At 74.4% G+C, this 19,510-nt stretch carries 17 protein-coding genes and 1 pseudogene; 7 read left to right on the forward strand and 11 right to left on the reverse strand.

What is annotated here, in order from left to right:
* Positions 1–373 precede the first annotated feature (373 nt).
* Positions 374–865, reverse strand: a complete 492-nt coding sequence (locus tag AB0E96_RS23470) for a pyridoxamine 5'-phosphate oxidase family protein (RefSeq protein WP_359826932.1) — start codon at positions 863–865, stop codon at positions 374–376.
* Between the two features lie 554 nt (positions 866–1,419).
* Positions 1,420–1,815 (reverse strand): annotated as a pseudogene (locus AB0E96_RS23475) (MerR family transcriptional regulator); the annotation flags it as partial.
* Between the two features lie 88 nt (positions 1,816–1,903).
* On the opposite strand from AB0E96_RS23475, the gene AB0E96_RS23480 reads away from it, so the two are divergent.
* A complete protein-coding gene (locus AB0E96_RS23480; RefSeq protein ID WP_359826935.1) occupies positions 1,904–2,887 on the forward strand; it encodes an oxidoreductase in 984 nt (327 codons plus the stop codon).
* A 9-nt stretch (positions 2,888–2,896) separates the two neighbouring features.
* On the opposite strand, the gene AB0E96_RS23485 is transcribed toward AB0E96_RS23480, so the two are convergent.
* A complete protein-coding gene (locus AB0E96_RS23485) occupies positions 2,897–3,451 on the reverse strand; it encodes a hypothetical protein (protein ID WP_359826938.1) in 555 nt (184 codons plus the stop codon).
* Between the two features lie 133 nt (positions 3,452–3,584).
* A complete protein-coding gene (locus AB0E96_RS23490) occupies positions 3,585–4,301 on the reverse strand; it encodes a chitinase (protein ID WP_359826941.1) in 717 nt (238 codons plus the stop codon).
* A 239-nt stretch (positions 4,302–4,540) separates the two neighbouring features.
* Between AB0E96_RS23490 and AB0E96_RS23495 the strand changes: the two genes are divergently transcribed.
* Positions 4,541–6,502, forward strand: coding sequence for a hypothetical protein (locus tag AB0E96_RS23495; RefSeq protein WP_359826943.1), 1,962 nt, complete (start codon positions 4,541–4,543; stop codon positions 6,500–6,502).
* 51 nt (positions 6,503–6,553) lie between these two features.
* On the opposite strand, the gene AB0E96_RS23500 is transcribed toward AB0E96_RS23495, so the two are convergent.
* The gene (locus tag AB0E96_RS23500; protein WP_359826946.1) at positions 6,554–6,775 is read right to left on the reverse strand and encodes a DUF6011 domain-containing protein; all 222 of its coding nucleotides are present in this window, start codon (positions 6,773–6,775) and stop codon (positions 6,554–6,556) included.
* A gap of 60 nt (positions 6,776–6,835) precedes the next feature.
* Between AB0E96_RS23500 and AB0E96_RS23505 the strand changes: the two genes are divergently transcribed.
* On the forward strand, positions 6,836–7,603 hold the full coding sequence (locus AB0E96_RS23505) for a TetR/AcrR family transcriptional regulator (protein ID WP_359826949.1): 768 nt from the start codon (positions 6,836–6,838) through the stop codon (positions 7,601–7,603).
* Positions 7,604–7,695: 92 nt separating this feature from the next.
* Here the strand turns inward: AB0E96_RS23505 and AB0E96_RS23510 are convergent, their stop codons facing one another.
* Positions 7,696–8,043 (reverse strand): helix-turn-helix domain-containing protein, encoded by a 348-nt coding sequence (locus tag AB0E96_RS23510; RefSeq protein ID WP_359826972.1) that lies wholly within the window; start codon positions 8,041–8,043, stop codon positions 7,696–7,698.
* 168 nt (positions 8,044–8,211) lie between these two features.
* Between AB0E96_RS23510 and AB0E96_RS23515 the strand changes: the two genes are divergently transcribed.
* Together AB0E96_RS23515 and rarD are read left to right on the forward strand one after the other, a co-directional pair.
* Positions 8,212–9,060, forward strand: coding sequence for an SDR family oxidoreductase (locus AB0E96_RS23515; RefSeq protein WP_359826951.1), 849 nt, complete (start codon positions 8,212–8,214; stop codon positions 9,058–9,060).
* Between the two features lie 175 nt (positions 9,061–9,235).
* On the forward strand, positions 9,236–10,216 hold the full coding sequence (gene rarD, locus AB0E96_RS23520; RefSeq protein ID WP_359826954.1) for an EamA family transporter RarD: 981 nt from the start codon (positions 9,236–9,238) through the stop codon (positions 10,214–10,216).
* Here the strand turns inward: rarD and AB0E96_RS23525 are convergent.
* From AB0E96_RS23525 to AB0E96_RS23535, 3 genes are all read right to left on the reverse strand, one after another.
* Positions 10,206–11,081, reverse strand: a complete 876-nt coding sequence (locus AB0E96_RS23525) for an ABC transporter permease (RefSeq protein ID WP_359826956.1) — start codon at positions 11,079–11,081, stop codon at positions 10,206–10,208. The two genes, rarD and AB0E96_RS23525, sit on opposite strands and share 11 nt — an antisense overlap.
* The gene (locus AB0E96_RS23530; RefSeq protein WP_359826958.1) at positions 11,068–12,000 is read right to left on the reverse strand and encodes an ABC transporter ATP-binding protein; all 933 of its coding nucleotides are present in this window, start codon (positions 11,998–12,000) and stop codon (positions 11,068–11,070) included. The genes AB0E96_RS23525 and AB0E96_RS23530 overlap by 14 nt, the downstream gene beginning before the upstream one ends.
* A 183-nt stretch (positions 12,001–12,183) precedes the next feature.
* The gene (locus AB0E96_RS23535) at positions 12,184–13,416 is read right to left on the reverse strand and encodes a DUF2092 domain-containing protein (RefSeq protein ID WP_359826961.1); all 1,233 of its coding nucleotides are present in this window, start codon (positions 13,414–13,416) and stop codon (positions 12,184–12,186) included.
* Positions 13,417–13,598: 182 nt separating this feature from the next.
* Between AB0E96_RS23535 and AB0E96_RS23540 the strand changes: the two genes are divergently transcribed.
* Positions 13,599–16,187 carry a bifunctional FO biosynthesis protein CofGH gene (locus AB0E96_RS23540; protein WP_359826963.1) on the forward strand — a complete coding sequence of 863 codons (2,589 nt, stop codon included), beginning with the start codon at positions 13,599–13,601 and terminating at the stop codon, positions 16,185–16,187.
* Positions 16,188–16,348: 161 nt separating this feature from the next.
* On the forward strand, positions 16,349–17,464 hold the full coding sequence (locus AB0E96_RS23545; protein ID WP_359826965.1) for an ADP-ribosylglycohydrolase family protein: 1,116 nt from the start codon (positions 16,349–16,351) through the stop codon (positions 17,462–17,464).
* Positions 17,465–17,578: 114 nt separating this feature from the next.
* Here the strand turns inward: AB0E96_RS23545 and AB0E96_RS23550 are convergent, their stop codons facing one another.
* Both AB0E96_RS23550 and AB0E96_RS23555 read right to left on the reverse strand, forming a co-directional pair.
* Positions 17,579–17,794 carry a DUF397 domain-containing protein gene (locus tag AB0E96_RS23550; RefSeq protein ID WP_359826967.1) on the reverse strand — a complete coding sequence of 72 codons (216 nt, stop codon included), beginning with the start codon at positions 17,792–17,794 and terminating at the stop codon, positions 17,579–17,581.
* Positions 17,791–18,654, reverse strand: coding sequence for a helix-turn-helix transcriptional regulator (locus tag AB0E96_RS23555; RefSeq protein ID WP_359826969.1), 864 nt, complete (start codon positions 18,652–18,654; stop codon positions 17,791–17,793). Before AB0E96_RS23555 ends, AB0E96_RS23550 begins: the two co-directional genes overlap by 4 nt.
* Between the last annotated feature and the right edge of the window lie 856 nt (positions 18,655–19,510).

The following is a 19,510-nucleotide window of genomic DNA, read 5'->3' on the forward strand; positions in this document are numbered from 1 at the left end:
ATGGTACTGCAGGGGGGACCCTGTGGGAGAGTAGGACGCCGCCGAACAATTCTTCTGAAGAACCCCCATCCGGGTCCCGGATGGGGGTTCTTCGCGTTTTCGGGCCGGACCGGGCCGGCCGGTGTGGATGCGCCGGGTCGGGTGATTGAGTGCGATCTTCGAGGGCCGATAGCGTCAGGAGCCCTCGACCCGGCCCGCAAGGGAGCGCGCCATGGCGATCGTCCGCACCCGTGCACCGGCGCAGTGGACCCGGGTCCGGCTCCTGGAGCGCTGGGACGTCATGGGCCGAAGCGCGGCATCGGGGTTCCTCGGCGCGAGCTCGGGCCACCCGGGCTTCGGCACGACGGACAGTCCGGCCTGGTGTGGCCCGGACTCAGTGTCCGAGAGGCGCGTCGGCACGCGGCTCGTGCTCCAGCCAGGTCCCGTCGCGCATGACGACCCGTCCGGACAGTTCCCGCTCGCCCCGCCAGGCACGTACCGTCTTCGGCACCACGCGCACGTACAGGTACGGGCCCTCCTCCGTACGCGGGTCCCAGCCGAACTTGTCGGCGAACGCCTCGGCCGCCTCCGCGGGCACGTCCCGGGCCGGGAACCCCTCCGCCTCACCCTGGAGGAGCACCACGTCGAAGGTGTCCGGCAGGGCCAGTCGTACGCGTGGCTCCTCGCGAACGTTGCGCGCGGTCGCCGACGTGCCGCCGGTGCACATCCACACGGCCCGCCCGTCCCACAGGAACCACAGGGGTACCTGGTGCGGCCCGTGGTCGGGGTGGGAGGTCGACAGCCAGATGTCCCGCTCGGTGACGAGCCGGTCCAGGGTGTCGCGCACACGTTCCGCCGTCCGGCGCTGAATTCCTGCCGTGGTCATGAGCCGCGATCGTAGCCACCGGGCTCCGGGCGCGCATGGGGCCCGCGACCTACGCCCGGAGGCCGACGGGACCGGCTCCGGTTCTCCGGGGCCGCCCAGACGCTGGTGGTCACCGGCAGTCCCACGGCCTTCCGCCTGTCGGTCTCCCAGCTCCACGAGTTCACCCGCGAGGCGCCCGGGTGGCGCTTCGGGTGGCGGCCCGACGCGCACTACTGCGTCGAACTCGACCACGAGGACTGGGCCTCCGGGCAGCCGGATATTTCGTGGGGGAACAACCGGGCCGGCCGACGGCCTCCCGGCTCGGCGCCGGTCCCACGCCTCGCGCTCGGTGGACGACCGGAGCGGGCCGAGGGCCTCGTCCGTCCGGTCGAGATCGTCAGGATTCGCCGGGGCGGGCCATGCGGGAGGGCGGGCGTTCCGCTCGGTGATCAGCGCCGGAGGTCCGGGGCCAGGGCCTGTCTGGCAGTCTGCCCGGTGCTGTTCCCCGTCCCGGTCCATGCGGAGGACGGGGACGGCTGACGGGCGGTGGCCTCCGGGCCCGTCGGTGGTGCCGCCGTCGGGTCCCAGAGCCCGGCGGCCTCGCCGCGCGCCAGGTGGTCGGCGTAGACGGCGGTCTTCCAGGCGATCAGCGAGCGGCACTCCTCCAGCTCCCGGATCCGCTCGTCCACGCGCCGCTGGTGGGCGTCGAGCAGCCGTAGCCGCTCGGCCTCGTTGCCCGGGCCCTGCCGCACCAGTTCGGCGAAGCGGCGGAGGTCGGCGAGCGGCATGCCGGACTCGCGGAGCCTGACGCAGATCTCCAGCCACTGCACGTCGAGCGCGGCGTACCGTCGGCGCCCGCCCGCCGTGCGCCGTACCGGTCCGACCAGCAGCCCCTCCCGCTCGTAGAAGCGCAGGGCGTGCACGCTGAGCCCGGTGCGCTCGGCCACCTCGCCGATGCTGAGTTCCGTCATGGCGTCAGAGCATAGGAAGTCAGAGCACAGGAACAACACGGGATCGGGGCTTGATCTAGACCGCGCTCCACTTCCTACGGTCATCGCCATGACCACCACTCAGCTCCAGTGCCAGCAAGAGCCGATCGGCTCGCCCTTCTCCGCCGCCAGTACCGCCGGGGACGTCCTGGCGGGCCTCGACCTCTCCGGCCGCACCGCCGTCGTGACCGGCGGCTACTCCGGACTCGGCCTGGAGACCACCCGGGCGCTGACCGCCGCCGGAGCCCGGGTGGTCGTGCCGGCCCGCCGCCCGGACGCCGCCCGCGCGGCGCTCGCGGGGACCGGGAGCCGGATCGTCCCGATGGACCTCGCCGATCCGGCGAGCGTCCGGGCCGCCGCCGGGCTGATCAGGGAGGCCGTCGACCGCCTCGACCTGCTGATGGCCGTCGCCGGCGTCATGGCCACCCCCGAGCGGCGCGTCGGGCCCGGCTGGGAGGGGCAGTTCGCCGCCAACCACCTCGGGCACTTCCTCCTGGCCTGCGAGCTGTACCCGTTGCTGGCCGCCGCCCCCGACGGCGCGCGCGTCGTCGTCAACAGCTCCGCCGGGCACGCCCTGACCGACATCCGCCGGCACGACCCGCACTTCCGCACCGGCTACGACAAGTGGCTGGCGTACGGCCAGTCGAAGACGGCCAACGCGCTGTTCGCCGTGCACCTGGACGTGCTCGGACGGGGAGACGGGGTCCGGGCGTTCGCACTCCACCCCGGCAGGATCATCACTGGGCTCCAACGGGAGATGACCCGGCAGGAGCAGATCGACCGGGGCTGGGTGGACGCCCGGGGCCGAGTGGTCGGCGAGGGCTTCAAGTCCCCTTCCCAGGGCGCCGCCACCGGCCTGTGGGCAGCCACCTCGCCGCTGCTCGACGGCCGCGGCGGGCTCTACCTGGAGGACTGCGAGGTGGCCCGGGTCTGCGGCCCGGACACCCCGATGGACGACGGCGGCGTCCGTCCGTACGCCGTCGACCCGGACGGGGCCGCCCGCCTCTGGGAGTTCTCGCTGGCCGCGACCGGCGCCACTCCGGTCGTCCGCTGAGCGGGGCCGCTACAGGCACGTCCAGCAGTACAGCCGCTCGTCGGCGGCCCGGGCACGCCGGGCGAGGGCGATCAGCTCCTCGGCCAGCGGCAGCAGGTCGGACGGATCGGCGCCGTCCCACTCCTCGGCCTCGGCCCACCGTGCGACGACCTCCGGGACTCGCTCGTCGGGCACCCCGGCGAGCGCGTCCCGGGTGGCGTCGCCCAGTTCGGTGACCCAGGGGCCGGTGGCCCACGGGTCGTCCTCGTCCTCGGGCCCGGACGGGCCGGGCTCCGGGGTGGTGGGCCAGACCGCCGTCTCCGCCACCAGGCCGACCCGCCACGGCTCGTCGAGGACGGCCGCCACCAGCTGGCCGAGCAGGACGGTGGGGTCGACGCCCTTGGACTCCACCCCGTCGAAGGAGCCCTCGCCGGGGCCCTCGACGGAGCCTTCGACGGAGCCTTCGAGGGCCCCGCCGGCGGAGCCGTCCGTGCGGAGCGGCGGCAGTCCGCCGTTGCCGGGCTCCAGCGCCCGGACGACCGTCGCCGCGTCGGCCGCGCGGAAGTAGTCGGTCAGCACACCCATCGTGGTCTCCCCTTCGTTCTCCGGAGGCGCCAGTGAAGCAGGCGGTACCGACAGGAGCGGGAAGCCGGCCCGGCCGGCTTCCCGCTCCCCGCCGAGGCGGCCCGGACGAGCCCCGGACGCACCCCGGGGGCCGTCAGCAGGAGATGTTGCCGCCGCCCACGTCGGTGCCCAGGGTGCCGACGAACTGCTTGAAGAGGTTGATGCGGCTGTTGCGCTGGTCCGGGTTCTTGCCGTCGCACTCCAGCGCGCCGTTGATGCTGCGGATGGTCTCGCCGAAGCCCTTGTTGTTGACGATGGCGTCGTGCGGGGTCATCCGTCCGGCGCCGTTCTGGGTGTTCCAGAACCAGAGCGCGGTCTTCCAGGAGGTGGCCGGGTTCTTCTCGACCTGGTACGGGTCGTGCAGCAGGTCGATGTGCAGGGCGTCGCCGGCCGCCTTGTAGTTGAAGTTCCAGCTCAGCTGGAGCGGCCCGCGCCCGTAGTACGCGGCCTGCCCGGCCGGACAGCCGTAGGGCTGCGAAGTGTCGCAGTAGTGCGGGTAGTTGGCGGTGTTCTGCTCGACGACGTACTTCAGGCCGCCGGTCTCGTGGCTGACGTTGGCCAGGAAGGCCGCGGCCTCGCGCTTGCGGGTGGCGTCGTTGCCGCTGGTGGCGAACTTCGGGAAGGCGCCGAGGGCGTCGGTCAGGCCCTTGTAGCTGTAGAAGGAGTTCCGGCCCGGGAACATCTTGTTGAACTGGGCCTCGCTGACGACGAAGGAGCCGGCGGCGGAGGCCGGGGCGGTCTGACCGGCGAAGGCGAGGGTGCTCAGGACGGCGGCGGAGGCCGCCAGGGACAGGGTGCGCGAGAGCTTCATCGATGTCCTCGATTCCGTTGGCGGGATTGGCACTTCGCTCGCGAAGGACCTCGGCCATCGTGGTGGCTGGACGGTGCGCGCTGAACCCCTGGAGGTCTAAACCACCCATATGGGTTGTATCCGATCCAAGAGCTGGACGGTCGCCGTCGGCGGGGTGATCATGGAGCTGTCGGTCCCACCGGATAGCCTCGTGCGGAGCGGGCACGGAGCGGGCAGGGCCACCGGGGGAGCAGGGGCGGATGAGCGGTCACACCGACGACGAGGGCGGCGAGCGTCTGGCGGCCGAGGGCGAGGTCGCCGTCGCCCGGCTGGCGATCGACTCCGGGGACTTGGCGCACGCCGCCGACCACCTCTGCGACGCGGTCCTCGCCGATCCGCAACTGCCCGAACTGTACGAGGCACTGGCCGAGTTGTGCGCGGCGGCGGGCGGCCCGGCGGCCGCCCGCGAGCTGTTCCCGCTGGGCGGCCAGGTGTACCTCGGCACGGCGGTCTGCCGGGCCCACGTGGAAGCCGCCGCCGGGGACTGGGACGCCGCGGTGGCCCTGCTCGCCTCCGCCATCCAGTACGAGCCGGCCCGCCCCTGGGCGCACGCCGCCTGGCTCGCCCGCGAGGACCTGCCCGGCCTGGTCGACCCGGACGCCGTCGCCCAGGCGGTGGCCCGCGCGACCGGCGCGCTGCCCGACCCCCTCCCGGCCGAACCGGCGGACGCCGTACGGCCGTTCCACGACTTCGTGCAGTCCGTGGTGGCCCGGCACGGCGACCACGTGCTGCTGCTGGCGATGGCCTCCGGCCTGACCCGCCGGCTCGGCGACACCGACCTCGCCGTCGAACTCGCCGAACGGGCCCACCGGTTGGCCCCCGGCTACCTGCCCGCCGTGATGCTCGGCAACGCCCTGCGCTCGGCCGGCCGCCCCGAGCGGGCGCTCGCCGTCTGGGAGGCCGAGCTGGCACGGGTCGCGCCGGACCGCGACGACTCCAGCAGCTACCTCGCCGTCGACGTCGCCGAGCTCTACGGCACCCTCGGCCGCCCCGCCGAAGGCCTGCCCTGGCTGGACCGGGTGCTCGCCGCCGAGCCCGACCACCCCAAGGCCGGCCCGGCCCGGTACGGGCTGCGCCACGCCCTCGACGGCGATCCGGCCCACCTGCTCGGCCTGGCCGACCACCACCGCGCCAACCCCGAGCACGAGTACGCCCAGGAGCTGCTGGAGCGGCTGAGCCACCGGGAGCCCTGGCTCGGCCTGGTCTCCGGCGCCACCGAGGCCACCGTCAACGTGCTGCACCAGGTGCTCGCCAACCCCGACGCCGGCCGCGACACCGAGATCGAGTGCACGGCCTCCACCCTGGAGCCGCCCAGCTCGGTGCTGGCCGTCCGGCTCGCGCTGCCGCGCGCCACCGTCGACTACCAGGCCGTCGGCGAGCCCGACCCCCGGCTGCCGCTGACCGGGTCCACCACCCGGATCTGGACCTGGGACGGCACCGACGCGCGGCCCGCCGTCCCCCCGCCCGCACCGCAGAGCGCCGAACTCGTCCGGTCCACCGCCGAGATCTTCTGGCCGACCGTCCCCGCCGCCTACGACCACGCCGTCCGGCTGGCCGGACTGCCGCTGGACGACCTGCTCGGCGTCCTGGTCCACCCTCCGGTGCCGCGCGAGGACGAACTGGGCCGCGCCCTGCTCGCCCACCAGCCCGAACTGTGGGTGCGGGCCGTCCAGGTCTTCGCCTGCCTCGGCATCGCCCACCACCGCGCCGACCAGCCCTGGGAGGACTCCGAGCGCCGGCGCGTGCTGCGCGACCTGCTGCTCGGGCCGGAGGACTGGGTGGTCGAGGCGGCCGGCTTCGCGCTGGTCGCGATCGGCTGGACCCAGCCGCAGACCCGGGCCGACGTCGCCGACCTGCTCCGGCAGCGGCTGCACCACGGCGCCCGGGCCCGCCGCACCCGGGTGGTGACGATCCTGCGCTCGCTCTCCGCGCTGGTGCTCGCCGCGCCCTGGACCTCCGGCGAGGACCGCGAGCTCGCCCGGCACCTGATGGCCCGGGAGGACGCCGCCGACGCGGGGGCGGAGAGCGAACCGGAGGCGGCGGAGCGGCCGGAGGGCAAACGGACCGCGGAGACCTCGGCGGCCTCGGCGCCGGAGCCGGCCTCGGAGCCGGAGCCGGCGCCTCGTCCCGGCCGGCTGCGCCGGTTCTTCGGCCGGGGCTGAGGGCGCCTCCCGCCCCGGGCCGGGGCCGGGGCGGCGCGTCCGCGCCTGGCCTCACCCCACTCCGGGCAGCGGCTCCTGGTCGACGTCGAACCGCGCGACCCGCTCCGCCGGGTCCCGGCACTCCGGCCCCAGCCGCAGCATCCGCGACTCCGGATCGTGCAGCGGCCGGTGGCAGCGGCGGCAGGTCACCCGCGTGCGGAGGGTCTGCGCGGTGTCCGTGCCCGGGAGCGGTTCGGGGCCGGCCGGGTGGGGCGAATCGATCGGGCTGGTCATGGTGAGACGGTAGCCGCCGGCTCCGTCGAGCCCCTCGCCAATGCGTGAAACGATGGCCCCATGGCCAGCGACCGCAGCAGCGCAGGAGACCCGGCACGCACCCTCGCCCTGCTCTGGGGGCTCACCGCCGAGGAGAAGCCCGGTCGGCGGGGGCCCCGGCAGGCCCGTTCGACCGGCGAGATCGCCTCCACCGCGATCGCCCTCGCCGACGCCGAGGGCGTGGACGCCGTGACCATGCGCCGGGTCGCGCAGGAGCTGGGGCTCTCCCCGATGGCGCTCTACACCTACGTGCCGGGCAAGGCCGAGCTGCTCGACCTGATGCTGGACACCGTCTACGCCACGATGCCGCGCAGCGCCCCGGCCGGCGAGGGCTGGCGCGCCCGGGTCACCGCGGTCGCGGACGACAACCGGGCGCTGCACCGCGCCCACCCCTGGGTCGCCGCCGTCTCCACCAGCCGCCCCCCGCTCGGGCCCGGCCTGATGGCCAAGTACGAGTACGAGCTGCGCGCCTTCGAGGGCACCGGGCTGTCCGACGTCGACCTGGACGCCGCGCTGACCCACCTGCTCGGCTTCGTCCAGACCTGTGCCCGGATGGCGGCCGACGAGCGCGCCGCCCGGCAGGACAGCGCGATGACCGACGAGCAGTGGTGGGCCGCCAACGCGGGGCTGCTCGCCCGGGTCTTCGACTCCGAGCGCTACCCGGTCGCCGCCCGGGTCGGCGCGGCGGCCGGTGAGGCGCACGGCGGCGCGTACGACCCGGACCACGCCTACGCCTTCGGCCTGGCCCGGGTCCTGGACGGGCTCGACGCCCTCGTCGCCCAGCGCTGACCGGGAGCCCGCACCGCGAAGCGGGCGCCCGGCACCGTTCGTCGCCGAGCGCTGACCGGACCCCCTCGCCGCCCGGTGGTGACCGGGAGCCCTCAGCGCGCGGCGGCCGCGGCCCGCCCGTCGTACTCCTCGCGCGCCGTCTCGACCTCCGGCACCCGGCGCTCCGACCAGTGGGCCAGCGCCGCGACCAGCTCCGCCGCCTCGCGCCCCAGCGGGGTGAGGCTGTAGTCGACCCTGGGCGGGATCACCGGGTGCGCCTCGCGCAGCACGAAGCCGTCCCGCTCCAGCGTCTGGAGGGTCTGGGCAAGCATCTTCTCGCTGACCCCGGAGACCTTGCGGCGCAGTTCGCTGAACCGGTAGCCGCGCTCGTTGAGCGCGCCCAGCACCAGGACGCCCCAGCGGCTGGTGACGTGCTCCAGCACGCCCCGGGACGGACACATCCGGTCGAAGACGTCGGCGGGGGGCAGCCCGCCGGCCTTCAGCTCGCCTACCTCGCTTACCTTCATATCAGTACCCTACTTTGAAGTGCGTACTTTCGAAAGGTTAGTGCAGTCCTTAGGGTGAGTTTCGAGGTCGGAAACCCCGAAGCGATCCCTGAGGAGCACACCATGTACGTCGTCACCGGTGCCACCGGCCAGCTCGGCCGTCTCGTCGTCGAGAGCCTGCTGGCCAAGGTCCCCGCGAGCGAGGTGGCCGTCGCCGTCCGCTCCGCCGAGAAGGCCGCAGATCTGGCCGCGCGCGGCGTGGCCGTCCGGGTGGTGGACTACGACGAGCCGCAGACCCTGGCCGCCGCCTTCGCCGAGGGCGACCGGGTGCTGCTGATCTCGGGCAGCGAGGTCGGCCGCCGGATCCCGCAGCACCGGGCCGTGGTGGAGGCCGCCAAGGCCGCCGGGGTCGCGCTGCTCGCCTACACCAGCGCGCCCGGCGCGGCCACCTTCCGGCTGGCCGACGAGCACAAGGCGACCGAGGAGCTGATCCTGGCCTCCGGGCTGCCCCACGTGTTCCTGCGCAACGGCTGGTACACCGAGAACTACCTGGGCGACGCGGCCGGCACGGTGGCGCGCGGTGTGGTGCTCGGCAGCGCGGGGGAGGGCCGGATCGCCACCGCCCCGCGCCGGGACTACGCGGACGCGGCCGTCGCCGTCCTGGTCGGCGAGGGCCACCGGGGCGAGGTGTACGAGCTGAGCGGGGACACCGCCTGGAGCCTGCCGGAGCTGGCCGCCGAGCTGGCGAAGGCCTCCGGGAAGCCGGTCGAGCACCGCGACGTCACCCCGGCCGAGCACCTGGACGCGCTGGTCGGCGCGGGCCTGCCGCAGGGCTTCGCCGAGGTGCTGGTGGACGTGGACGCGGGCATCGCGCGCGGCGAGCTGGCCGGCACCCCGGGCGACCTGGCCCGGCTGATCGGCCGCCCGACCGTCCCGCTGGCCGAGTCCGTCCGCGCGGCCCTGGGCGCCTGAGACGCCGAGGCGCCGGGGCGGCGAGGCCCCGGGAGCCGCGGCTCCCGGGGCCCGGAGCCCGGGGGCCGTCCGGCACCAGGCAATGTCATGACCAAAATTGGAAAACGGATATGACAGTCGCCCCTTCCGCCCGCTACCGTCGCCTCGACACAGGCGCGCGGAAGGACGGTCGGCCATGGCCGGAACAGAGCAGCAGGACAACGGCCGGGGCCTCTGGTACGGCGTCGCCGCCTACGGCATCTGGGGCCTCTTCCCCCTGTTCTGGCCGCTGCTGGAACCGGGTGCCGCCGACGACATCCTGGCCAACCGGATGGTCTGGTCCCTGCTCGCGGTCGTCCTGCTGCTGATAGCCCAGCGGCACTGGGGCTGGATACGCCCGCTGCTGCGCCAGCCCCGCCGGCTCGCCATGCTGGCCGGCGCGGCCACCGTGGTCTCGGTCAACTGGGGCGTCTACATCTGGGCCGTCAACGCCGGGCACGTCGTCGAGAGCAGCCTCGGCTACTTCATCAACCCCCTGGTCACCATCGCCTTCGGCGTCCTAGTGCTCAAGGAGCGGCTGCGCAGGGCGCAGTGGACGGCGGTGGGCATCGGCGCCGCCGCCGTCGTGGTGCTGACCGCCGCGTACGGGCGGCTGCCCTGGATCGCGCTGATCCTCGCGTTCTCCTTCGCCACCTACGGCCTGCTGAAGAAGCAGGTCGGGCTGAGCGGGCTGGAGAGCCTGGCGGCCGAGAGCGCCTTCATGTTCCCGTTCGCCCTCGGCTACATGGTCTACCTGGAGGTCAGCGGTCGCGGCACCTTCGGGCACACGGTGGCCGGCTCGTACGGCTGGGGGCACTCCGGGCTGCTGATGCTCAGCGGGGTGATCACCGCGGTGCCGCTGCTGTTCTTCGGCGCGGCCGCCGTCCGGGTGCCGCTGACGGTGCTCGGACTGCTGCAGTACCTGGCGCCGGTGTTCCAGTTCCTGATCGGCGTCGCGGTCTTCCACGAGGCCATGCCGACCGCCCGCTGGGCCGGCTTCGGCCTGGTCTGGGCCGCGCTCGCGCTGCTCACCTGGGACGCGCTGCGCCAGGTGCGGGCCGACCGCGCGGTGCGGGCCGCGGCGGTGGCGCCGAAGCCCGTACCGGCGGCGGCCGCCCCGGCGTCCGTCACGCGCTGATGTCCCGGCTGGTGAAGCGCGACCACGCCGCCGAGCCGAACACGGCGACGTAGGCGGCCTGGAGGCCGAGGTCCTTCAGCACGCCGTCCCAGTACATCGGCGCCCGCAGCAGGTCCGCGAAGCTCAGCCAGTAGTGGGAGAACAGGAACGGGCTGACGGCGTGCAGCTGCGGGAAGGCGTCCAGGATCTGGACGGTGATCACCAGCCCGACGGTGGCGGCCATCGCCGCGATGCCGCTGCCGGTGAGGGTGGAGACGAACAGCCCGATCGCCACCAGCCCGGCCAGCGAGGCCGCGACCACCAGGGCCACCAGCAGGGCGCGCAGCAGCGCGTCGCCGAGGCCGATGGTGTCCCCGGAGAGCAGCGTGACCGGGCCCAGCGGGAAGAGCACGGCGCCCGCCGCCAGGGCCGTCACCGCGACCGCCGCCGTGGCGGCCGCGCAGAACACCAGCCCGGCGGTGAACTTGGCGGCCAGCAGCCTGGTCCGCCCCGCCGGGGCGACCAGCAGGTAGCGCAGCGTCCCGGCGGCGGACTCGCCCGCCACCGCGTCCCCGGCGACCACGCCCACCGTCATCGGCAGGAAGACCGGCAGGGCGACCGCGAGGGCGGTGAAGACCAGGAACAGCCCGTTCTGCGTGGTCTGGGCGATGAAGCCCGGACCGCCGCCGCCCTCGTGCGGGCTGTCCGTGTTGAGCTTGACCACCACCCCGATCAGGACCGGCAGCACCGCCAGGATGCCCAGCAGCACCTTGGTGCGCATCCGGCGGAAGGTCAGGCGCAGCTCGCTGCGGAACAGGGCCAGGAACCCGGCCGCCGTCCGCGGCCGCCGGCCCGTCACCGGCGCGAGCGCCTCAGCCTGCGACATCGAAGCCCTCTCCGGTCAGCGCCACGAAGGCGTCCTCCAACGTGCCGCGCTCCAGTCCGAAGCCCCGCACCCGCACCCCGGCCCCGACCAGCGCCGCGCACAGCCTGGGCAGCGCCTCGTCGTCCAGGACGCCCGGCTCGCCGTCCACCCGGTCCTCGCCGGGCACCAGGGCCGTGACCCCGTGGGCCGCCAGCACCTCCGCGGCCAGGGCCACGTCCGGGGTGCGGACCACCAGCCGGCCCTGCGCCCGGGCGGCCAGCTCGGCGACGGTGCCCTGCACCACCAGCCGGCCCCGGGACATCACCGCGGCATGGGTGCAGACCTGCTCGATCTCGTCCAGCAGGTGCGAGGAGAGGAACACCGTGGTGCCCTCCGCCGCGACCTCCCGCACCAGCGTGCGGATCTCCCGCATGCCCTGCGGGTCCAGCCCGTTGGTCGGTTCGTCCAGCACCAGCAGCTCGCGCGGCTGGAGCAGCGCGGAGGCCAGGCCGAGTCGCTGCTTCATGCCCAGCGAGTACGCGCGGGCCTTCTTGCCCGCGGCCGCGCTCAGGCCGACCCGCTCCAGCGCCGTCTCCACCCGCTCCCGGCGGGTGCGCGGGTCGGCGGTCGGGTCGGCGGCGTCGAAGCGCGCCAGGTTGTCGCGCCCGGAGAGGAAGCCGTACAGGGCCGGGCCCTCGATCAGCGCGCCCACCCGGGGCAGCACGGTGGCGACGGAGCGCGGCATCGGCTCGCCGAGGACGGCGGCCGCGCCCGAGGTGGGGGCGATCAGGCCCATCAGCATCCGGATGGTGGTGGTCTTGCCGGAGCCGTTGGGGCCCAGGAAGCCGAAGACGGAGCCGCGCGGCACGGCCAGGTCCAGGCCGTCCACGGCGAGTTGGCCGCCGCGGAAGCGCTTGGTCAGGCCGCGGGTCCGGATCACGTCGTCGGTGCCGGGGCCGGACGGGCCGGCGGCCGTCCGTGAACCCGCGGAGGAGGCCGGGGAGGAACCGGGAGAGGAGACGGGAGCGGCGGATGGGACGGGCACGGGGGCCGGGCGCGACGCGGCGCCCGGACCCCCGGCCGACTCCGTAACGTCCCCCGTTACGGGAGCCTCGGGCATCCGTCAGTTCACCCCGGCGGCGTGCTGGAGGACCGGCAGGGTCACCGCGCCGGCCAGGACCCGGCCGTCGTCGGTGAGCAGGACGTTGAGCACCTTGGTGCTCACCAGGGTGCCGCCGGCGACCGGCTTGCCGAGCGACTTCACCATCGACTGCGGGTTCAGCGACTGCGCCGGCCCGCGGCCGCCGTGCTTGCCGCCCTTGGCGTCGTCCTTCGGCGCCCCGTCCACGGCGCCGGGGAGCTTGGTGGCCACGACCGTCGTCCAGCCCTCGCCGATCACGTCGAGGCCCTCGGCCGCCCCGGCGCCCAGGTGCTCCCGGGCGGCGTCCGGGGCTCCCTCCGCGGCGTCCTGCGCCTTCTGCTCCGTCACCTTGGCGCCCTTGGGGACGGTGAAGTCGAAGGTCTTGTCGGCGGGCCTGGCGAAGGACACCTGGGTGAAGCGGACGTTCAGCACGGTGCTGCCGTCGACGGACTTCACCGCCACGGCCAGCGGCACTCCGTTGTCGGCGTCCACCGCGATCCGGACCTCGGCGAGGGTCGAACCGGACTGGGTGGGCTTCACGCTCAGCTCGTAGGCGTTCTGCCCGGCCACCTTGGCCGTCCCGGCGACGGTCACCGAGGTGGTGCCGGCGCTCTCGGACAGGAACTGCCTGGCGGCCTCCTGCGGGGTGGTCGGCAGCTCGGCCAGCGGCGTCTCGGCGTGCTTCTCGCCGGTGGCCCGCCCGGTCATGTGCACCGCGGAGTTGGACGAGCTGTCCCAGGCCCAGGCCTGGTCGCCGTTGCGGACCAGCGAGTAGCCGGCCATCTTCTCCTGCACGTCCACCCGCTGGCGGTCCGGGCCGTCCACCGCGATCCGCAGCGTCCGGTCCCCGCCGAGCAGGCCGAGCAGCTTGGACTGCGGGTCCGCGGAGGAGCCCCCACCGTGCCCGCCGGCCGCCCCGGCGAGGCCGCCGGCCGCGCCGAGCAGCTGGCCGGGCACACCGAGGTCGGTGGAGATCGTGACCGTCCCGGACAGTGCCTGGGTCTCGGAGCCGAGCACCTTGGCGACCAGCTGTTCCGCGGTCAGCGCGGGCAGGTCGGGCGCGCTGTCGGCGGCCAGCGCCGGGACCAGTCCCACCCCCGCGGCGATCACCGCGGCCACGGCCGCCGGCACCGCGGCGCGCATCAGGACGCGCCGTCGGGAGCGGTACGGCGCACCGCCGTCCAGATCGTCCCCCGCCGCCTTCTCGTTCGTCATGGCGTCCTCAACTCCTCCGCGAACACGTGTGATTGGCCTTGCCCCTCCATTAGATGACGCCGCGCCGGCGGCGTCATCGCCCTGTGGGGCCAGACCGGACTGGCCTTCTTGGGTACGCCGACCCTGAGACGGCCTCAGGGTTGGATCCACCCGCGGTACCACCGCTGGCGTAGGGTCGCGCCATGGACGGAACCGCGACGGACGCCAGCATCCCGCCGACCGCGAACGCGATGCGCCGAGCCCTGCGCCGCGCCCGCGACGGCGTCGCCCTCGACACGACCGAGGCCGAAGTGCTGCTCCAGGCCAGGGGCGAGGACCTGCTGGACCTCTGTGCGAGCGCCGCCCGGGTCCGGGACGCGGGCCTCGAGGCGGCCGGACGCCCCGGCGTCATCACCTACTCCAAAAGCGTCTTCATCCCGCTCACCCGGCTCTGCCGCGACAAGTGCCACTACTGCACCTTCGCCACCGTCCCCGGCAGGCTGCGCCGGGAGGGGCAGGGGATGTTCATGTCCCCGGACGAGGTGCTGGAGGTGGCCCGCCGCGGCGCCGAACTCGGCTGCAAGGAAGCCCTGATCACGCTCGGCGACAAGCCCGAGGACCGCTGGCCCGAGGCCCGCGAGTGGCTGGACGCGCACGGCTACGACGACACCGTCGCCTACGTGCGCGCCATGTCGATCCGCATCCTGGAGGAGACCGGGCTGCTGCCGCACCTCAACCCCGGGGTGCTGAGCTGGACGGACTTCCAGCGGCTCAAGCCGGTCTCCGCCTCGATGGGCATGATGCTGGAGACCACCGCCACCCGGCTGTGGAGCGAGCCCGGCGGCCCGCACTTCGGCTCCCCGGACAAGGAGCCGGCCGTCCGGCTGCGGGTGCTGGAGGACGCCGGGCGCAGCTCCGTCCCGTTCACCAGCGGCCTGCTGATCGGCATCGGCGAGACGTACCGGGAGCGCGCCGAGTCGCTGTTCGCGCTGCGCAAGGTCTCCCGCGCCTACCACGGGGTCCAGGAGCTGATCCTGCAGAACTTCCGGGCCAAGCCGGACACCGCGATGCGCGGCATGCCGGACGCCGAACTGGACGAGCTGGTGGCCGCGGTGGCCGTCGCCCGGCACCTGATGGGCCCCACCGCCTGCCTCCAGGCCCCGCCGAACCTGGTGGACGGCGAGTACGAGCGGCTGATCGCGGCCGGCATCGACGACTGGGGCGGGGTCTCCCCGCTCACCCCGGACCACGTCAACCCCGAGCGCCCCTGGCCCCAGATCGAGCGACTGGCCGAACGCTCCGCGGCGGCCGGCTTCGAGCTGCGCGAGCGCCTCGCCGTCTACCCCGAGTACGTGCGCCGCGGCGAGCCGTGGCTGGACCCGCGGGTGCTGCCGCACGTGCGCGCCCTGGCCGACCCGGCCACCGGCCTGGCGAACCCGGACGCGGAGGTCCGCGGCCTGCCCTGGCAGGAACCCGAGGACCTGCCGGAGTCGTACGGGCGCACCGACCTGCACGCCACCATCGACACCGAGGGCCGCACCGGGGACCGCCGGGCCGACTTCGAGGACGTGTACGGGGACTGGGAGGTGCTGCGCGAGCAGGTGCTCGCGAAGGGCGCGCCCGAGCGCCTCGCCGGGGACCTGCGGGAGGCCCTGGCGGTGGCCGCGGACGACCCGACGCGGCTGACCGACGACCAGGCGCTGGCCCTGTTCCACGCGGACGGCCCGGCCCTGGACGCGCTCTGCCGGATCGCCGACGGGGTGCGCCGGGACGCGGTCGGGGAGGACGTCACCTACTGCGTCACCCGGAACATCAACTTCACCAACGTCTGCTACACCGGCTGCCGCTTCTGCGCCTTCGCCCAGCGCCGCACCGACGCGGACGCCTACACCCTCTCCCTGGAGCAGGTCGCCGACCGGGCCGCGCAGGCCTGGGAGGTGGGCGCCACCGAGGTCTGCATGCAGGGCGGCATCCACCCGGACCTGCCCGGCACCGCCTACTTCGACATCGCCCGCGCGGTGAAGGAGCGGGTGCCCGGCATCCACGTGCACGCCTTCTCGCCGATGGAGGTGGTCAACGGCGCGACCCGCACCGGGCTGTCGATCCGGGACTGGCTGCAGCGGGCCAAGGAGTCGGGCCTGGACAGCATCCCGGGCACCGCCGCCGAGATCCTGGACGACGAGGTCCGCTGGGTGCTCACCAAGGGCAAGCTGCCGGCCGCCACCTGGGTCGAGGTGGTCACCACCGCGCACGAGCTGGGCCTGCGCTCCTCGTCCACGATGATGTACGGGCACGTGGACACCCCGGCGCACTGGCTCGGCCACCTGCGGCTGCTCGCGGAGATCCAGCAACGCACCGGCGGCTTCACCGAGTTCGTGACCCTGCCGTTCATCCACACCAACGCCCCGGTCTACCTGGCCGGCATCGCCAGGCCCGGCCCGACCGCCCGGGACAACCGCGCGGTGATCGCGATGGCCCGGCTGCTGCTGCACCCGCACATCCCCAACATCCAGACCAGCTGGGTCAAGCTGGGCGCCGAGGGCGCCGCCGAGATGCTCCGCTCCGGCGCCAACGACCTCGGCGGCACGCTGATGGAGGAGACCATCTCGCGGATGGCCGGCTCGGCGTACGGGAGCTACAAGTCGGTGCGCGACCTCCAGGCGATCGCCGAGGCAGCGGGCCGCCCGCACCGCCAGCGCACCACCACCTACGGGGAGGTGCCGGCCGAACGGCGGGCCGTGGCGCTGGCCTCGGACGGGCACCTGCCGGAGCTGCTGCCGGTGCTGGACTGACACCCGCGCCGTCCCGGCCGCCCCGCACGGGGCCGCCGGGACGGGGGCACCGAACCCCGGGGGAGGGGCCGGTTCGATCGGCTCTTCGAATACAGTGCCAGGGCGCGTGCCCGGCCGAGCGTCGCGCGGACCCCGCACCCGAGGAAAGGCGCCCCGTCGTGATGCCACTGTGGTCACGGGCCCAGCAGCAGGAGTACCGCAGCCGGGTGCGGGGCTGTCTGCTCGGCGGTGCCATCGGCGACGCGCTCGGTGCCGGCGTCGAGTTCGAGTCGCTGGAGAAGATCCGGGCCCAGCACGGCCCGCAGGGCGTCACCGGCTACCTCCCCGCGTACGGGCGCACCGGAGCCGTCACCGACGACACCCAGCTCAGCCTCTGGACCGTGGACGGCCTGATCCGCGCCCACATCCGGCGCGACACCGGCAGCTGGCACCCGCCCACCGACCTGCACCTGGCCTATCTGCGCTGGGCCGCCACCCAGCGCGACTGGGGCCCGGACGAGCGCCGGCCCGACCTCGGCTGGCTCGGCCGCGAGGAGTGGCTGTACGCCCAGCGCGCCCCCGGCCAGGGCTGCCTGTCCGGCCTCAGCGGCGCCGACGCCGAGCGGCTCGGCACCCTGGAGCACCCCAAGAACCCGCACTCCAAGGCCTGCGGCACGGTGGTGCGGGCGGCGCCCTTCGGGCTGCTCACCACCTGGGAGCCGGGCCTGGTGTTCCAGCTCGCGGTGGAGTGCTCGGTGCTCACCCACGGCCACCCCACCGGCTACCTCGCGGCGGGCGCGCTCGCGGTGATCGTCCAGGCCGTCGCCCGCGGCGGCACCCTGGAGGAGGGCGTCCACCTCGCGCTCGCCCTGCTCTCCGAGCGGCCGGCGCACGAGGAGACCACCGCCGCGCTGCGGGCCGCCCTGGACGCGGTGCGGGCCGGCGAGCCGTCCGCGGACCGGGTCGAGGCGCTGGGGGAGGGCTGGGTGGCCGAGGAGGCGCTGGCGATCGGGGTCTACTGCGCGCTGGTCGCGCACGACGTGCGGTCGGGCCTGCTGCTCGCCGTCAACCACTCCGGGGACAGCGACTCCACCGGTGCGATATGCGGGAACCTGCTCGGGGCGCTGCACGGGGACACCGCGCTGCCGCCGGGCCTGCTGGCCGGGCTGGAGGGGCGCGGGGCGATCCTGGAACTGGCCGACGACTTCGTGCTGGAGTTGGTGCACGGCCCCGAACTGCACGACCGGCGGACCCCGGAGGGCGCCAACTGGACCGCCCGCTACCCGGTGGCGGGCTGAACCGGGGCCCCTGGAGACCGGCCCCCGAAAGGGAGTTGCCCGTAGCGCCGGCCGCCGACGGGCGACGGGCAGCGCTACGGGCAACTGGTCCGAGTGCGGAGCCGGGTGGGCGGGTCAGCCCGGGAGCTCACCGAAGGTGCCGCCGGCCGCCGCCGAGGCGAAGGCGTTCCAGGCCGCGGCCGAGAAGCGCAGTTGGGGCCCCCGTGGGTCCTTGGAGTCCCGGACGGCCACCTCCCCCGCGCCTGGGACGGCGATCTCCACGCAGGCGCCCTGGCCCCCGCTGTGACTGCTCTTGCGCCAACCGGCTCCGTACTCGGACGGGGTGATCATTCGTGGAATTCCTTCTCGATGTCGGCTATCAGCGACCGGCTCTCCGCGACACCGAGCGCGGCCGCTCTCAGGTAGTCGTACAGACCGGTATAGCGGCGCACATCGGCCTCCTTCTCCAGGTAGAGATCGCTCGTCACACCTTCGAAGTAGACAACCGTGGAATCGGCTGACTCGGGGAACTCCAGCAGAGAGAATGTCCCGGTCATGCCGGGATGGGCGCCGTGCGAGAACGGGATCACCTGGATGGTGATGTTCGGGCGCTGGCTGAGTTCCAGCATCTGCCGCAGCTGCCGGGCCATCACCGCCTTGCTGCCGACCTCGCGGCGCAGCACCGCCTCGTCTATGACGGTCCACAGGCTGCCCAGCTGGTTCTCGCCGTGGATGCGCTCCTGGCGCTTCATCCGGACCTGCACCCGGCGCTGCACGGCGACCGCGTCGGTGTCCGGCTGGGTGCCCTCGACGACGGCCTGGGCGTAGTGCTCGGTCTGCAGCAGGCCGGGGACGAAGGAGGACTCGTACGCGCGGATCGAGGAGGCCTCGGCCTCCAACCCGATGTAGACGCTGTACGGGGTCGGCATGTCGTTGAAGTCGTGCCACCAGCCGCGCTGGCGCGACTCCTTGGCCATCTCCATCAGGCTGGCGCGCAACTGGTCGTCGGGCACCTTGTAGACGTCGCAGAGGTCGCGCACGTCGCGCTGGCTGATGCTGCGGCGGCCGTTCTCCAAGCGGCTGATCTTCGACTGGGAGACCATCAGCCGGCCGGCGACCTCCTCGGCCGTCATGCCCAGGCCCTCGCGGAGCTTGCGCAGCTCCGAACCGAGGCGCCGGCGACGCACGGTGGGATTGACGTTGGCGGACACTTCGACCTCCGGCCGGACCTCTGGTGCTCGTTGGAGCGGCAGTCCTCGGAACACTTCGGACATTGGGACCAACCCCCCTGACTTGGAGCAGCATGTCACCTTGGGCCAGGTCGGCGCCGGGGATTCACCGCAGCGCGGTAGAACAGATCATCGGAAATGCACTTCCGCGAGACGGCGAAAGCCCCCAGGTGGTAATGCGGCTCGGACGACTCGGACAGGTGCTGCGGAGGCCGCCCCCGGACCGGCCCGCACCTGCCCCCGGCACGTGCCGGGGGCGGGCGGTTGCCGGGCGTCCGGGGACGGCGAAGGGGCGGTCGCCGGGCGACTCGCGTCGCGGGGCGACCGCCCCTCGGTGCTGCGGGTGGTGCCGGTGGTGCGTCCGGTGCGCCCGGCGCCCGTCGTGCTCCTGGCGCCGGTGGCAGCGGTCGTGCGGCGGGCGCTCGGCGCCCTCCGGTGGTGCGGGCGGAACGCTGCGCGCCGCCCGGTGCGCGGCCGGTGCTGTCGGGCGCCGTGAGGCTGCCCGCCGGGCCGCGTGGACGGTCGTGCCACGGCGGACGGCCGTGCTCGGCGGACCGCCGCGTTCGGCGGACCGTCGTTCCCGGCGGACCGCCGCGTTCGGCGGGCGGCCGTGCTCGGTGGGCCGCCGCGTACAGCGGACGGCCGTGCTCGGTGGGCCGCCGCGTTCAGGGGACGGCCGTGTTCAGCGGACCCCGACCCGGGAGGCGGGAACCCGCCCACCCGAACCCCGGCCGGGCGGGCGGGGGCCCCGACCGGCCCGGGGCGCCCCCCACCCCCGGGGACGACCGGGCAGGATGCGCCCCCGGCCGGTGGTGCCCGGCCAACACGCCGGGGCCCA

It is taken from the genome of Kitasatospora sp. NPDC036755, assembly GCF_040636595.1.
GTDB lineage: Bacteria > Actinomycetota > Actinomycetes > Streptomycetales > Streptomycetaceae > Kitasatospora.